This window comes from Paraburkholderia sp. J94 (genome assembly GCF_905220285.1).
Classification (GTDB): domain Bacteria; phylum Pseudomonadota; class Gammaproteobacteria; order Burkholderiales; family Burkholderiaceae; genus Paraburkholderia; species Paraburkholderia tropica_A.
On the sequence record NZ_CAJMZH010000030.1, the window covers coordinates 1 to 13,678 of the forward strand.

Sequence of the window (13,678 nt, forward strand, 5' to 3'; positions counted from 1 at the left end):
CGCTGCGCTGTCAGTGACAGTGAATTGCGAAGGAGGCGAATTCTAGTCACGCAGATGACATATTGCAAGCGCTTTTTTGATATGTCAGGCGTGGCGCGCCATCACTCGTTCGACGATCCGCAGATAGTGATCGAGATCGGGCGTCGGCTTGCCCGCCACCTTGGCGAGATCGTCCCAACGGCGCAGGCGCACCGCATCGTCGGCGTAGGGACGCGCGGCGAACTCGCGCGCCGTCTCCGCATCGAAAATGCCGCCTTGCAGCTGCAGGCTGCGCACCGAGTCCGCCGAGAGACAACTGAAATACGCGTCGTCGGTCGCGCACAGATAGCGCTTCGCATCGACGTGCAGCTTGATCGGCTCCAGCACCGCATCGGGTAGCACCGGACGCAGGAAGGGCAGCGCATAGTATTGATGCAGGTCGTCGATACCGCGTGCCGTCGGCGTTTCGCCCTGATGGTTGAGCAGATGCCCGAGGTCGTGCAGGAAGGCGGCCGCCACGAGTTCGTCGCTCGCGCCCTCTTCCTCGGCCAGCGCGCCGCTCTGTAGCGCGTGTTCGAGCTGCGTCACCGGCTCGCCGCTATAAGCCTGCTCGCCGTGCGTTTCGAACAGGCTGCGAATATCGTCCAGACTCAGTGCCATGCTTCTCCACCTTTTTCTCGATCGCGACGACAACAGCCGCGCCACCCGCGCCGCCGCCTTCGTCTATACAAACTCGTCCTGCGCGCGCATCAGCGCGGCCGCTTCCTCGGCGTCGCGCGACGCGAGCGCATTCAGGATCGCCCGATGCCGCGCATACGACCGCTCGCGCGCGGCGTCCGTCAACGCATCGCGCGGCGACAGCCGCCACTCGCGCACCGCGCGCCGATACGCCTCGTGCAGCTTGCCGTTGCCCGCCGCCGCCACCAGCGCGTCGCGAAACGCCTCGCGCGCCCGCGCGTAGTGCGTGTCGTCGTCGATATGAGCGAGCGTGTCGCGCATGAGATCGAGCCGCGCGCGCAGATCGGCGACCTGGGCCGCGTCGATACGCGCCGCCAGCGTGCGGCACGCCGCTTCCTCCAACACCGTGCAGAGCGCCGCGAGTTCGCCGGCCTCCGCGTCCGAGACGCTGCGCACGAACACGCCGCGATGCTTCTCGTTGCGCACGAGGCCCGCCTGTTCGAGCGCGCGGAACGCCTCGCGCACCGGACCGCGCGACACCTGCAGACGCGCCGCCCATTCGGCTTCGACGAGCTTCGCGCCCGGTTCGAGCTGACCGCCCGCGATACAGCGCTCGATCTCGTCGCGCACGAGATCGGTCAGCGAGTGCTGGCGTAACAGAGCAATCGGTGCGATCGGCGTGGTCGCGGCGCTGAGTGACGATGCCCCGCCCCACTGCGCCTGAGATTGCGCCCGAGACCCCGCCTGCGCTTCATCGCGTCCGTCTTTCGACACGCTCGTCTCGTCTTCGTTACGCACTTCGCGTCGTTCCCTTGCATCGCGCCCGGCACGCTTGTCCGGCGCGTCGAGCCATCGTGCGTTCATCGACTCAGGCCGCACGCCGACGCGGCACGCGCGCCGCGATCAGCAGCAGCGCCGCCAGCGACACGATCAGCAGAATCAGCGACAGCGCCGACGCCGGCAGGTAATACCCACGCTCGACCGCGCCGACCACGACGATCGGCACCGTCTGGAATCCCGGCGGATACACCGTGAGCGTCGCGCCCAGTTCGCCGAGCGAGAGCGCGAAACCCAGCGCGAGACTCGCGCGGATCGCGGGCACGAGCTGCGGCAGCACCACGCGGCGCAGCACCATCGCAGGCGGCGCGCCGAGGCTCGCGGCCGCTTCGCGCAGCACGGTCAGTTCGGGACGCAGCGCCGCCGAGGCACAGCGGTAACAGAACGGCAGCACCAGCGCGAGCTGCACGAACACGACGATAGCCGCCGAACTCGACAGATCCACGGGCGCCTTGTGATAGGCGATCAGCACCGCGAGACCGAGCACCACGCTCGGCACGCCGTTGGGCACCATCGCGAGCGTATCGACGACCGCGCCGAGCCCCTTGCGGTCGCGGCCTTCGAGCGCCAGCGCGAGCCACAGTCCGAGCGCCGTGCCGAGCACGGCCACGCCGAAGCCCACTTCGAGGCTCGTCGCGAGCGCGTCGAAATCGGTCGAGCCGAGCCGCTCGAACCAGCGCGTGCTGTAGCCATCGGGCAGGATCGTGCCCGACCAGTGCGACGCCACGCTCGACAGCGCGACGACGATCACCGGCAACACGAACAACCAGAAGCACAGCAGCGCGGCGAGCGCGAGCAGCACGCCGCCCGCAAAACGCGATACGAAACTGCGCTCGACGGGCCGCGCACGCAGATGCTTCGGCGGCAGCGCGACGCTCGCGCCTTCGCTAACCGGATTAGTTGACATTGCGCGCGCCTCCGTGACTGCGTCGATTCACGCGCCGATACAGCGCATACAGTGACAGCGACATCGCGAGCATCACGACCGCGCCCGCGGCGGCGGTCGGCAAGTCGAGATCGACGGTCGCCGAGCTATAGATCGCGACGGGCAGCGTAACGAGATGCGCGCTGCCGAGCACGAGCAGAATGCCGAACTCGTTGAACGTCAGCAGGAAACACAGGATCGTGCCGGCGGCGATGCCCGGCCACGCGAGCGGCAGGATCACGCGCGCGGCGACCATGCGGTTGTTCGCGCCAAGACTGCGCGCGGCTTCGATCAGCCGCATGTCGAGCAGCGAGAACGCGGCGAGCGTCGGGCGCACCACGAAGGGCGCGTAGAACACGACTTCCGCGAGCACCACGCCGCCGATGCCGAACAGGAAATCGAGCGGCGGCGACTGCAGATGGAACAGGCGTTGCAAGCCGATGCTCACCGAGCCCTGCGAGCCGTACAGAAAGATCAGCGTGAACGCGACCAGAAACGACGGAAACGCCACGAACAGTTCGAGAAAGCGCGTGACGAGCTGCGCGCCCGGAAACGGCTTGAAGAACAGCATCGCCGCGATCGCCACGCCGAGCAGCGACGCGAGGCCCGCGCTCAGAAACAGGATCCACAGCGTCGTGCCGATCACGCCGCGCGAATCCGGGTTGCCGAAGAAGCTCGCGTAGGCGCCGAAGCCCAGACCGTGCGCGCCCGTGAGGCTCAGCAGCACCAGACGCACGAGCGGATACACCACGAGCGGCCCGAGCACGAACACGAGCAGAAACGCGATGTGCCATTGCGCGCGGCGCTCGCGGCGGCGCACGGCGGCCGCGTGGGCGTCGGCGCCCGGCAAGGCGAACGGCGCAGCCGCCGCCGCGCTCGAATCAGGGGTGGATAAGGACGACATCGTCAGCCTCGTAGCGCAGGGAGACGCGCATGCCTTTTTCCGGCGTGATGCCGTGGCCGCGCTGCATGGTGACGAGCACCGGTTCGTTCGGCATCGCGTCGAGCAGCACCGGCACGGAAAGCACCGAGCCATACCATTCGACCGATTCGATCGTGCCGTGCAACTGCCCTTCGCCGAGCGGCGCGATGCGCAGGCTTTCGGGACGCAGGCAGGCGAGCTTGTCGCGCACGTCGTGACGCGCGTCGCCGACCGGGAACGCCACGCTGGGCGGCAGCAGGTTCGCCGCACCCAGATAGCGCGCGACGTAGGCGTCGTTCGGCGTGTCGTAGAGTTCCTGCGGCGTGCCGAGCTGCGCGATGCGGCCGTCGCGCATCAGCAGCGTGCGGTCGGAGAGCACCAGCGCGTCGTCCTGATCGTGCGTCACGCAGACGATCGTCAGGTCGGGCAGACGCTCGTGCAGCGCCTTGAGTTCGCTGCGCACCGAAGCGCGCAGATTGGCGTCGAGCGCCGAAAGCGGTTCGTCGAGCAACAGCACGTCCGGCTCGATCACGAGTGCGCGCGCCAGCGCCACACGCTGCTGCATGCCGCCCGAGAGTTGCGCGGGCATCACGTGGCCCTGATCGCCGAGCTGCACGAGCTTGAGCGCATCGGCCACGCGGCGCGCGATCTCGCGCGACGGCACGCGGCGCGCCTTCAGCCCGAACGCGACGTTCTCGAACACCGACAGATGCGGGAACAGCGCATAGCTCTGGAACAGCAAGCCCAGGTTGCGCTGATGCGGCGGCACGTGCGTGAGGTCGCGGCCCGCGACGGTCAGCGTGCCCGCCAGCCCGTCGGCTTCGATGAAGCCCGCGATGAAGCGCAGCAAGGTAGTCTTGCCGCAGCCGCTACGGCCCAGCACGGTCAGCAGTTCGCCGCGCCGGATCGTGAGCGAAAGGTCATTCAGCACCGTGCGCGCGCCGAAGCGCACGCTCAGACGATCGATCTGCACGCCGGCCACGGCCGCCGTATCGGTTAGACCGGACACGTCCGGCATCGCGCGGGCCAGGTCGGCCGACGCCAGGGTTGCGGTATTCACCGGTTCATCTCCACGTATGACTCAATGCATGCGCGCGCGGCCCCGCGAGGCGGCCGCGCGCAGCGAGCCACGTTTATTGCGGCTTGACGACTTCGACCTGCTTGCCCGACGAGCCGATCACTTCATTCTTCCAGCGCGTGGTCCAGCCGGCCTTCTTCGCCATCACCTGGTTCCAGTCCACCGGAATCAGCTTGACGCCCTGGATCGCCTGCTTGACGACTTCGCCGTTCTTGCCCGTGAGCGCCACGTCCGTGCGGCCCGGAATGCCGAAGATGTCCGGCACCTTCGCCTGCACGTCCGTCGACATCAGATAGTCGATCAGCTTCTTGCCCGCCGCCTGGTTCGGACCGTTCTTGATCAGGCCGATCGCGTAGGGCAGCTGGAACGTGGTCGGATGGCTGTTCGCGTCGGCGGCGAGGAAAATCGGCTTGAGCGAGAGACCGCCGTTGGCCGCGTCGTCGAGATCCATCTGCAGGTCGCCGTTGGCCACCGAGATTTCGTTACGCGAGAGCAGCACGTCGAGGTAGCCCGTGCCCTTGGTGTGGAACTTGGCGCTCTGTTCGAGCTTCTTCAGATAGTCGAACGCCTTGTCCTCGCCCATCAGCGAAGTCGTGAGGATGATCACGGCCATGCCGTCGCCGGCCGTGGCCGGATTCGAGTACGCGACCTTGCCCGAGTAGTCCGGGTGCAGCAGATCGGCGAAGGTCTTCGGTTGGGTCTTGACGACTTCGGGGTTGATCGCGAACGAGAAGTAGTTGTTCACGAACGTCGCCCACGAACCGTCCGTCGCCTTGGCGATGGCCGGCACGTTCTTGTAGTTCACGCTCTGGTACGGCTGCAGCAGGCCGCTTTGCTGCGCCTGCTGGATGAACGGCGGCAGCGTGACGATCACGTCGGCCTTGGGCGCATCCTTTTCGACGTTCGCGCGGTTCACAACTTCGCCGCTGCCCGCCGTCACGATGTTGACCTTCACGCCTTCCTGCTTTTCGAAGGCCGGCAGCACGTCGCGGTAGAGATTTTCGAGGCCGTCGGCCGTGTACAGCACGACCGCGCCGGCGGCATGGGCGCTCAGCGCGACGCCCTGAAGCATCGCCGCAGCGGCCAGCATCGGCAGCGCCTTGCGTGCAAAACCGGCGCGATGGGAATTCCTGTGGTTCATGTCACTCTCCGAAGGCAAAAACCATTGGCTCGGGGATACCCGATGCGTATGTGTCATTGGTCGTGTCAGCGATCGTGTCGTCGATCGCAGATCAATCGAACGTCGGCGGACTGCGCCGCCAGCCATGCCCGTCCGGTGCGCCGCGCGGATTGCAGATTGTCTGCAATCCGTCGTCGCCGCTCCGGGACGTCGAGCCGGACAGCACGCCAGGAGGCGTCCCTGTGGTGCTCCTGATCGCGCGCCGGCCCCGTCTGAACGGGCCCGGCAAGAATCACAGGTTTTCGTGACAGGGCCATGACGATTGTGGCGTTTGTCAAAAAATTCCACAATTCGCCAAAAATCCCCATATCGATGGACGCACGCATGCCCCGCGCGAGTGCGCGGATATCACCGTGGAAGGGCGTAAAAGGCGATACGGAATGCGCCGCGCGGCATCAAGGCGCGGCGCGGCGGCAAGGCGGGAAAGGCAGAAAGGGAGAGCGCGGCGGCAGGAAAAATCAGGCGATGACGAGTTCGGGCCCGCGCGCCTCGATCGCACGCGCGACGGTCTTGTCCGGCGCGAGTTCGGTGATGACGTAGCGCGCGCGTTCGAAGCCGTTGATGCGCACCGGCGTCATGCGGCCGAACTTCGAGTGGTCGGCGACCACGATCGCACAGGCCGCCGCCAGCAGCATGCGGCTGCGCACTTCGGAGACCATGCGCGAGTAATCGGTGAGCCAGCCGTCGGCGGTGATGCCGCCCGCGCCGACGAAGGCGTAATCGGCGTGATATTGCGAGAGTTGCTGCACGGTATCGAGGCCGAACGTGGCTTCCTCGTGATCGGACAGCTCGCCGCCCAGCAGCGTCACGCGGTTTTCGTTGCGGCGGCCGAGCAGCAGCGCGATGCGCCAGTCGTTCGTATAGACCGTGAGGCGATGGCGGTCCGTGAGCGCGCGCGCAAGCGCATGCGTCGTACTGCCCGAATCGATGATGACGGACGCGCCGTCGGGCACGAACTCTGCTGCGCGCTCGCCGATCGCGCGCTTGGCGCTGGCATTGGCGGCCTCGCGCACATCGAGATCAGGCTCGCTGCGATCGCTCGACAGCGCACCGCCGTGTGTGGTGACGAGCAGTCCGCGGCCCGCCAGCGTGTTGAGATCGCGGCGGATGGTTTCACGCGAGACGCGCAGCTCGCGCACGAGATCCGCCACCGAGAGCGCGCCGTTCCGGTTCACTTGCGAAAGGATGTATTGGTGACGTTGTTCTGCGAGCATCTGGGTGGGGCGCGCGGCGCGCGTGGAAATCTGAAAAGGCCGCCGTATTGTATTACGCGACCGCATGGCGACGGGCCGGGCCGCGCGGCGGCGATCCGTGGCGCAGGCCATGCGCTGCGGATCAGGCCGGCGCACCAGGCAAAACCGGCACTGCCATCGCGCGGTCATCCCTGCTAATCTCGTGTGGCCGTCCGGGCGCCGGACGACCCCTGTTTTGTCGACAGCCGACTTCATGCTTGCACGACTTCGTCAACTGCGTCTCCTGTTTTGCGCGCTGCGCTACGGCATCAAACTGATCTGGCTCGCGGCGCCCGAGCATCACAAGCTGCACTGGATCCTCTCGCTCGCGGCGCGCATGCGCGAGGACGAGCGCCTCGCCGCGCGTCTCTCGGGCGCGCTGCCCAAACTCGCGCCGATCGCGGGCGCCTTCGCGCAGACGCTCGCCGCACGGCCCGAACTCGCCACCATCACGCTGCACGACGCCATCGAGTCGATCGAGCATTTCGAAGCGCCGCTGGCCGGCGCCGAACTCGATGCGGCCCTGCACCGCGCCTTCGGCAAGCCGCCGCAGACGCTGCTCGCCTGGATCGATCCCACGCCCTGCCACAACGGCTGGTGCGAGCAGACTCACGTCGCGCGCCTCGTCGAGCCCATCAACGGACATCATCTGGTGACGGTGCGCCTGCTGCGTACGCACCAGGCCGAAGAAGTCGACGACGACGCCGCGCTGCTATGCGGCGTCGCGCGCTGGCTCGAACGGCTTTCGGGCGGCGCGCGCCGGCTGCAATTGCGCGCGCTCGCGCAAACGCTGCGCGATGACTTGCAGCGCCGCTTCGATCTGCGTGCCCAGGCCGCGAACCTGAGCCAGAGCGGCCACCATCTCGCCGACGACAAGCGCGTGCTCGTGCCCGATGTGATCTGGGAACTGTGCACCGCGCACACGCTCGCGATGCAGCACGTCGACACGGTGCGCGCGACCGACGTCGTGGGTCTCGCCGAGCATCGCATCAACGCCGCGAGCGTGGCCGCGCATCTGATCGAAGTGGTCACGCAGCAGGCCTTCGAGCACGGCTTCTTTCACGCGGCCCTCGATGCGCGCCGCGTGGCCGTGAGCGTCGAGCCCGAGACGCGCGGACGCCTGATCTTCGCGAGCGCCGCGCTGATGACGAGCCTGTCCTCGCCCGAGCGCGAGTTCTTCGTGCATGGCGCGACGGCGCTGTTCGACCAGGACTACGCGCGGCTCGCGGAGCTGCATCACCACGCGGGCCACGTGCCGGCGCACGCGCGCACCGAACGCATCGAAGCGGAACTGCGCACGCGCAGCGAAGCGCACTTCGCGGACGATTCGAGCGAGCGCAGTGCGGGCGCGCTGTTTCATCATCTGCTGCATGCGGTGCAGCCGTTCGGCGGCGAGGTGTCGCCGCGTCTCGTCGCCGCGCAGCGCGCCTTCGGCGAAGCCGAAGCGCTCGCGCGCACGATGCATCCGGGCATCGATGCGTGGAGCATCGCCCGATCGACGCTCGGCGACATCGCCCGCCGCGATCTGGGTCATCACGGCTGGATCAAGCGGCTTTCGCAGGAACTGCCGCATCTCGCGCAGATCGCGCCGCGCGTGCCGCAGCTGGTTTATCACTTCATGAATCGGCACGCGAACGTGGCGCATGGACAGCCCGGCGCGCAAACGACGACATCGGCCGGGATGCTGGAGGCGCTGCGTCGCGAACATCGACGCACGCGCGCATTGCTGATCGCGTGCGCGCTCAGCGGTGCGTTTATCGGCGTGGCCGCGACGCTGGTTGCGTTCTAGATTTGGCGCGAGAGTCGGCTGAATGACGGCCTGAATGGCGGCTGAACCACGCCTGAATGTCGGTTGAATGTCGGTTGAATGTCGGTTGAATGACGGCTGAGTGGCGGCTGAATGACGGCTGCGGCTTCTGTGGCGGCAGCGTCTCCGCCAGCGTTTCGCCCTCTTCGTTTGACCTCGCCGCGCAGAACTGGCTGTTAGTTGCGATTCGCCGGAACACGCCACCAGTGCAGTCCTGAACAAGACCGCCACCGCCGCGCCGCGCGATACTCCGGGCCTTTCGAACCCGATGCGCCGCACCGCGGCGCGCGCCCGCGTCCTCACAACCGATGCTCGCCTCGCTCGCTCCCGCCCTCTTCGTCGCCCTGTGGTCGACGGGTTTCGTCGTCGCCCGCGCCATTGCGCCCTACGCCGATCCCAATCTGTTCCTGCTCGCGCGCTTCGCGGGCACGGCCGCGCTGTTCGCCTGCGTCGCGCTGGCGATGCGCGCGCCCTGGCCGCGCGGACGCGAGATCGGCAAGCATCTGTTCGCGGGCGCGCTGCTGCAAGGCGTGTATCTCGGCGCGGGCTACTGGGCCGTCGCGCAAGGGCTGAGCGCGGGCGTGATGGCGCTGCTCGGCGCGCTGCAGCCGCTGCTCACGGCCACGCTCGCCGCGCCGCTGTTCGGCGAACGCATCTCGATGCGGCGCTGGCAGGGCATGTCGCTCGGTCTCGCGGGCGTCGTGCTCGTGCTGATGCCGAAGCTCAGCGCCGCCTTCCACGCCACCGCCAGCGTCAGCGCCGATCCGGCCGGCGCGCACGCAAATCCGCTGCTGGTGGTCGTGGTCGCAGTGCTCGCGGTCGGCGCGATCACGGCGGGCACGCTGTATCAAAAGACCTCGCTCGCCCAGGCCGATATCCGCAGCGCGAGCGCGGTGCAAAATGCGGGCGCTGCGATCGTCGCGGCGCTGCTGGCGCTCTCGCTCGGCGAACATCGCTGGATCGGCTCGGCGACCTTGTGGATTTCGCTCGCGTGGGGGATCGCGATGCTTTCGGGCGCGGGCGTGACGCTGCTCGTCTGGATGGTGCGGCACGGCGATGCCGCGCGCGCCACCGCGCTGCTCTACCTCGCGCCGCCGCTGGCCGCGCTCGAAAGCTGGCTGCTGTTTCGCGAGACGCTCGCGCCGATCCAGATCGCGGGCTTCGGCGTGGCGCTCGCGGGCGTGCTGATCGCGCGGCGCGGCTGACCGTTCAGCCGCCACGACCGCTTCCCCAAAACAACACGCGCGGCGGGCTGGAAGCCACGCCGCGCATGTCGTGACGCGCACGCCTCAACGCATCAATCCGCCGTATCGCCGCCCTTCGGCACCTGGGCGTGCGCCTTCGCGCCGGGCGCGGGCGCCCAGCCGGGCCGCGCCTTGCGCGCCGAATCGATCACGACGATGAAACGTCCTGCCCACGGCGAGATCTGCCGATCCGAGTGCAGCACCCAGAGCGACTTGCCCGATTCGACGAGCGCCTGATACTCGGCGTCGATGATGCCGTGATGATCGATGAAACGGTTCAGCGTGGACGGAATGCGCACGCAGCCCTTCGAATGGCGGATGCCGAGCAACGGTTCAAGACGATCGGGGTCGGTCGCGTGCATCTGGAAGCGCATCGGCGAGACGCCGCCCTTGCCCCAACCGCGCTCGCCATCAACCCAGCCCAGATCGTAGATGCGCATGTCGCGCGCACCATAGCCGCGAATGCCGTTCTGGTTCATCGTGCCTTCGGCGCGGAAGTCCATGTTCGACGGCGTGTGCTCGAACACGCCGAGCGGCGTGAGGAAGTGATCGAATTCGCCGGGACGGCCGGTCGCGACCGGCGACGCGCCGACCATCTGCCAGGAATCCTCCGGCATCGCGCGGAAGTAGATGAAAAGTGCCTGCACGTTGGCAGCGCGATCGACGAGGATGACGTACTCGCCCGCCAGCTCACCGAGGTCTTTCTCGTCGAGCGCAGCCTGCAGGCGCTGGCCGTAGGCGCGCTGCTCGGCGATCGGCACGCGCAGACGGCGCTTCACCTCGCGCGCGAAGTCGTCGCGCATGGCGAGCGCGCGGCGGGTTTCATCGGCGGCCTGTTCGGGCGTGAGTTTCGGATGCTCGGGCAAGACGAGCGGCGCGGGGCCGGCGGCGGCCGGCGCGGACGCGTTCGCGGTGGCGCTGGCCGCCGCGTTCTCGGCCGAAGCCGCGCTGGCGGCGCTGGCGGCGGCAGTCCGCGCCCCGGATGCCGAAGACGCTGCCGCCGCTGATGCCGCCGCAGAAGCCGGAGCCGTCGCATACGCAGCGCTCGCGGCGGGCGCCATGGAAGCGGCGGCCGTGGGCGGCGTGGAATGCGGCGCGGACTTGGAGCCGGTGACGGGCGCAGTAGCGGACGCGGCCTGAACCGCCCCCGACGTCACGCGCGTCCCCGACGCCGCGACGGGACCGGCCGCCCAGGCGCTCGCCGTGGTCCAAGCCGCACAAGCGGCGAGACAAAGCGCGCGGCGCGTAAGACCGCCCAACTTCGCGGCATCCCCCCGGACACCCGCGTTCATGCGCGCCGTCACGCAGCGCGACAAAAGGACTTTCATCGAGAACCCGGCACGTTATGCGTTTTGTCTGAAATGGATGAACTGGCACGGCCCCGCAATTTCGGTGCCGCGTCAGGTTCGTTCGCCATTAAACCAGACAAAGGAGGCGTGCCGCCGCGGCTGCGGCATAGCGTTCGCACAGCGCGGGACGACACAAACGAAAACGTCGCCGAACGGCGACGTTGTGCGGACATACAGAACGATGACCGGATATGGCGCTATGGGCGCCACGATGCGGCCTGACGGCGGCGCTCGTCTTCGTCCTCGCTCTCGAAGGGCGCGGCGCTCACGCGCAGCGCGACCCCGGCGAGCCGTCGGCTCTGTAGCTCCCGCGCGACCGTTTCGCCGACATACGGCACTTCGGAATCGAGTTCGAGATCGGCATGCGCGTTGGGCGTGCCGACGTCGTACACCGTGACGCTCTTGGCGTAATGCCCGAGTTCGCGCTCGAAAAAATCGCGCACTTCCTGTTCGCTACAGGTCTCGGGCACATTCCAGACGGTCAGGTGCATAACGGCTTACCAGGGACGGCGCGGACGATCCGCGCGAACGCGCACAGGTTGCAGGCTCGGACGAGCCTTCGCGCGAGTCCAAACCGCCTGACCAAGCAGGGCCGCAACGGCAAGCAGCAGCAGGCTGGACGCAAACATTTTGCTTTCTCCTTTTATTGATCACAGTCAGGATAGCCCCATTTGGAGGCGTGTGCGCTGCGTCATTTTGTCGAGCGACACACGGCCACGCTGTCAGACGCAACGACGCAATGGCCGTGCCCATGCGGGCGCAGATTCGCGCGGCTTGAAAAGGATCAGCGAAGGAACGCGGGGACAGGGTCAGGGCTCGTCGTCGCGGCTCGCGGAGGTGGTGTCGCCGCCGTCGGTGCCGCACTGCATGCGCGTGAGTTGATCGTACTGATGCGACCAGTTGCCCGCGATGGCGGCCTGCGCGTCGGACAGCGTAATGCGACCCGCGCAGACACAGCGCTTGAGGCGCACCGTGAGCAAGGACTTGCGGCGCTCGCCCGCGTGACCGCCCCAGGGCAGCAAATCGAAATTGGCGGTGGCGTCCGGCGAACCGCCCAGCAGGATCGGCACGCGCCGGTCGAGCGCGTACGTCACGCCGTCCTCGGCGTCGATGCCGCGCGCCGTGAGCAGACGGGTCTTGAGCGCCATCGCCTCGTCGAAGGGCGGCGCGACGCTGTCGGCGTAACCGGCCCGGCAGATCGTCTCGGAGACGGAATCCTGCGTGACCCGCGCGTCGAGCAGACGCGGGTCTTGCGCCCTCGCGGGCGCGCTGCCGAGCAGGCTGCCCGCGGCGGCCGCCAGCACCATGCCGTGCAGCGTGCGTGTCCAGTTGCGCGAACGTCGCGCGCGCGCACAATGGGCGCCGCCTGTTGCCATGCGACGCACGGCGCGAGATATGTCTGCCAATTCTGCGTTCATGGTTCAGCGCATCGTACGCTGCCGTAAGATGCGCATTGGATGGTCAATGCCGTCTAATTAAAACACATTCGAATTTTTGCGTGGTGAAACCGCACCACAAGCTTTTTTACGAACGATAGAAAACCGGCGAGTCCCAATATTTCGCCGATTCGCATTAGACGCCCGCCATCTTGTCCCGGCAAAATCCGTCACGCACGGCGAGATTGCGCCAAGCCTTCGGATTCAAAGGCGATTTTTACTTCGCATTGCCAACCAATAACAAGCCGATGCTGACAGACCCACGCATGCCCTCCCCCACTGTTCACGTCGCGCCACGCATCACTTTCATCCCTTGACGGTCATCGCGCAAGATCGGCCGTTCGGCCGATGGCAGCGTCATACCCGATGGCGCATAATGACTCGCTCGCTGGCTTCGGCCCGGAGCCGGCGGCCATCGTCGAAGCAAAGCAACTGAGCCATACACAGCATCGCCATAACGCGAAGAAACGAGGAATCCCCATGTCCATCACCCTGTATCAAGCTTCGGTGCCCGTGCTCACGCGCGGCCTCGCCAACCTGCAAAACATCATCGGCAAGGCGCAGGCGCACGCGGCGGAAAAGCAGATCGACCCCACGGTGTTCACCGGCGCGCGACTGTTCCCCGACATGCTGCCGCTGCTGCGCCAGATCCATATCGCCACTGACACGGCGAAGGGTTGCGCCGCGCGTCTCGCGGGTGTGGAAGCGCCGAAGTTCGAAGACGTGGAAGTCACCTTCGACGAATTGCACGCGCGCATCCAGAAGACCATCGACTACCTGAACACCTTCAAGCCCGAGCAGATCGACGGCAACGAGGAAAAGACCATCACGCTGAAGATGCGTTCGGGCCCGATCGAGTTCACGGGCCTGAGCTATCTGCTCAGCTTCGTGCTGCCCAACTTCTTCTTCCACGTGACGACCGCGTACGACATCCTGCGTCACAACGGTGTCGAGCTGGGCAAGCTGGACTATCTCGGCAGCCGCTAACGCGAGCCTCCGCCGCCGGCGCGC

14 protein-coding genes are annotated in these 13,678 nt (G+C 67.2%); 3 read left to right on the top strand and 11 right to left on the bottom strand.

What is annotated here, in order from left to right:
* Positions 1-84: 84 nt before the first annotated feature.
* The 8 genes from U4Y88_RS36900 to U4Y88_RS36935 form a co-directional block, all read right to left on the bottom strand.
* Positions 85-639, bottom strand: a complete 555-nt coding sequence (locus tag U4Y88_RS36900) for a phosphonate degradation HD-domain oxygenase (protein ID WP_310632742.1) — start codon at positions 637-639, stop codon at positions 85-87.
* Positions 640-702: 63 nt separating this feature from the next.
* Entirely contained in the window at positions 703-1,521 is an 819-nt protein-coding gene (locus tag U4Y88_RS36905) for a GntR family transcriptional regulator (protein ID WP_310632741.1), read from the bottom strand.
* Positions 1,522-1,525: 4 nt separating this feature from the next.
* On the bottom strand, positions 1,526-2,401 hold the full coding sequence (gene phnV, locus U4Y88_RS36910) for a 2-aminoethylphosphonate ABC transport system, membrane component PhnV (RefSeq protein WP_224018182.1): 876 nt from the start codon (positions 2,399-2,401) through the stop codon (positions 1,526-1,528).
* Positions 2,391-3,323 carry a 2-aminoethylphosphonate ABC transporter permease subunit gene (locus U4Y88_RS36915; protein ID WP_224018184.1) on the bottom strand — a complete coding sequence of 311 codons (933 nt, stop codon included), beginning with the start codon at positions 3,321-3,323 and terminating at the stop codon, positions 2,391-2,393. Before U4Y88_RS36915 ends, phnV begins: the two co-directional genes overlap by 11 nt.
* The gene (phnT, locus tag U4Y88_RS36920) at positions 3,301-4,401 is read right to left on the bottom strand and encodes a 2-aminoethylphosphonate ABC transport system ATP-binding subunit PhnT (protein WP_415774557.1); all 1,101 of its coding nucleotides are present in this window, start codon (positions 4,399-4,401) and stop codon (positions 3,301-3,303) included. The genes U4Y88_RS36915 and phnT overlap by 23 nt, the downstream gene beginning before the upstream one ends.
* Positions 4,402-4,474: 73 nt before the next feature.
* Entirely contained in the window at positions 4,475-5,560 is a 1,086-nt protein-coding gene (phnS, locus tag U4Y88_RS36925; protein WP_224018186.1) for a 2-aminoethylphosphonate ABC transporter substrate-binding protein, read from the bottom strand.
* 65 nt (positions 5,561-5,625) lie between these two features.
* Positions 5,626-5,925: a hypothetical protein gene (locus tag U4Y88_RS36930; RefSeq protein ID WP_224018188.1), complete on the bottom strand. Its 300-nt coding sequence runs from the start codon at positions 5,923-5,925 to the stop codon at positions 5,626-5,628.
* A 132-nt stretch (positions 5,926-6,057) separates the two neighbouring features.
* Entirely contained in the window at positions 6,058-6,813 is a 756-nt protein-coding gene (locus tag U4Y88_RS36935; RefSeq protein ID WP_224018197.1) for a DeoR/GlpR family DNA-binding transcription regulator, read from the bottom strand.
* 232 nt (positions 6,814-7,045) lie between these two features.
* Between U4Y88_RS36935 and U4Y88_RS36940 the strand changes: the two genes are divergently transcribed.
* Both U4Y88_RS36940 and U4Y88_RS36945 read left to right on the top strand, forming a co-directional pair.
* Positions 7,046-8,620, top strand: coding sequence for an ABC1 kinase family protein (locus tag U4Y88_RS36940; protein ID WP_321789955.1), 1,575 nt, complete (start codon positions 7,046-7,048; stop codon positions 8,618-8,620).
* Positions 8,621-8,946: 326 nt separating this feature from the next.
* Positions 8,947-9,843: a DMT family transporter gene (locus U4Y88_RS36945; RefSeq protein ID WP_321789957.1), complete on the top strand. Its 897-nt coding sequence runs from the start codon at positions 8,947-8,949 to the stop codon at positions 9,841-9,843.
* Between the two features lie 92 nt (positions 9,844-9,935).
* Here U4Y88_RS36945 and U4Y88_RS36950 read toward each other — a convergent pair whose 3' ends face one another.
* From U4Y88_RS36950 to U4Y88_RS36960, 3 genes are all read right to left on the bottom strand, one after another.
* Positions 9,936-11,174: a L,D-transpeptidase gene (locus tag U4Y88_RS36950; protein WP_321789984.1), complete on the bottom strand. Its 1,239-nt coding sequence runs from the start codon at positions 11,172-11,174 to the stop codon at positions 9,936-9,938.
* Positions 11,175-11,428: 254 nt separating this feature from the next.
* Entirely contained in the window at positions 11,429-11,722 is a 294-nt protein-coding gene (locus U4Y88_RS36955; protein WP_224015272.1) for an RNA-binding protein, read from the bottom strand.
* A gap of 318 nt (positions 11,723-12,040) precedes the next feature.
* On the bottom strand, positions 12,041-12,607 hold the full coding sequence (locus U4Y88_RS36960; RefSeq protein WP_415774558.1) for a hypothetical protein: 567 nt from the start codon (positions 12,605-12,607) through the stop codon (positions 12,041-12,043).
* A 540-nt stretch (positions 12,608-13,147) separates the two neighbouring features.
* Between U4Y88_RS36960 and U4Y88_RS36965 the strand changes: the two genes are divergently transcribed.
* Positions 13,148-13,654 carry a DUF1993 domain-containing protein gene (locus U4Y88_RS36965; protein ID WP_321789959.1) on the top strand — a complete coding sequence of 169 codons (507 nt, stop codon included), beginning with the start codon at positions 13,148-13,150 and terminating at the stop codon, positions 13,652-13,654.
* The last annotated feature ends 24 nt before the right edge of the window (positions 13,655-13,678 follow it).

Excerpts from the sequence above, each read along its gene's own strand:
- phnS (WP_224018186.1), bottom strand. The coding sequence starts at position 5,560 with ATGAACCACAGGAATTCCCATCGCGCCGGTTTTGCACGCAAGGCGCTG.
- U4Y88_RS36965 (WP_321789959.1), top strand. The coding sequence starts at position 13,148 with ATGTCCATCACCCTGTATCAAGCTTCGGTGCCCGTGCTCACGCGCGGC.
- U4Y88_RS36940 (WP_321789955.1), top strand. The coding sequence starts at position 7,046 with ATGCTTGCACGACTTCGTCAACTGCGTCTCCTGTTTTGCGCGCTGCGC.
- U4Y88_RS36900 (WP_310632742.1), bottom strand. The coding sequence starts at position 639 with ATGGCACTGAGTCTGGACGATATTCGCAGCCTGTTCGAAACGCACGGC.
- U4Y88_RS36905 (WP_310632741.1), bottom strand. The coding sequence starts at position 1,521 with ATGAACGCACGATGGCTCGACGCGCCGGACAAGCGTGCCGGGCGCGAT.
- U4Y88_RS36945 (WP_321789957.1), top strand. The coding sequence starts at position 8,947 with ATGCTCGCCTCGCTCGCTCCCGCCCTCTTCGTCGCCCTGTGGTCGACG.
- U4Y88_RS36935 (WP_224018197.1), bottom strand. The coding sequence starts at position 6,813 with ATGCTCGCAGAACAACGTCACCAATACATCCTTTCGCAAGTGAACCGG.
- U4Y88_RS36950 (WP_321789984.1), bottom strand. The coding sequence starts at position 11,174 with ATGAACGCGGGTGTCCGGGGGGATGCCGCGAAGTTGGGCGGTCTTACG.
- U4Y88_RS36915 (WP_224018184.1), bottom strand. The coding sequence starts at position 3,323 with ATGTCGTCCTTATCCACCCCTGATTCGAGCGCGGCGGCGGCTGCGCCG.
- U4Y88_RS36960 (WP_415774558.1), bottom strand. The coding sequence starts at position 12,607 with ATGGCAACAGGCGGCGCCCATTGTGCGCGCGCGCGACGTTCGCGCAAC.
- U4Y88_RS36930 (WP_224018188.1), bottom strand. The coding sequence starts at position 5,925 with ATGCGTGCGTCCATCGATATGGGGATTTTTGGCGAATTGTGGAATTTT.
- phnV (WP_224018182.1), bottom strand. The coding sequence starts at position 2,401 with ATGTCAACTAATCCGGTTAGCGAAGGCGCGAGCGTCGCGCTGCCGCCG.
- U4Y88_RS36955 (WP_224015272.1), bottom strand. The coding sequence starts at position 11,722 with ATGCACCTGACCGTCTGGAATGTGCCCGAGACCTGTAGCGAACAGGAA.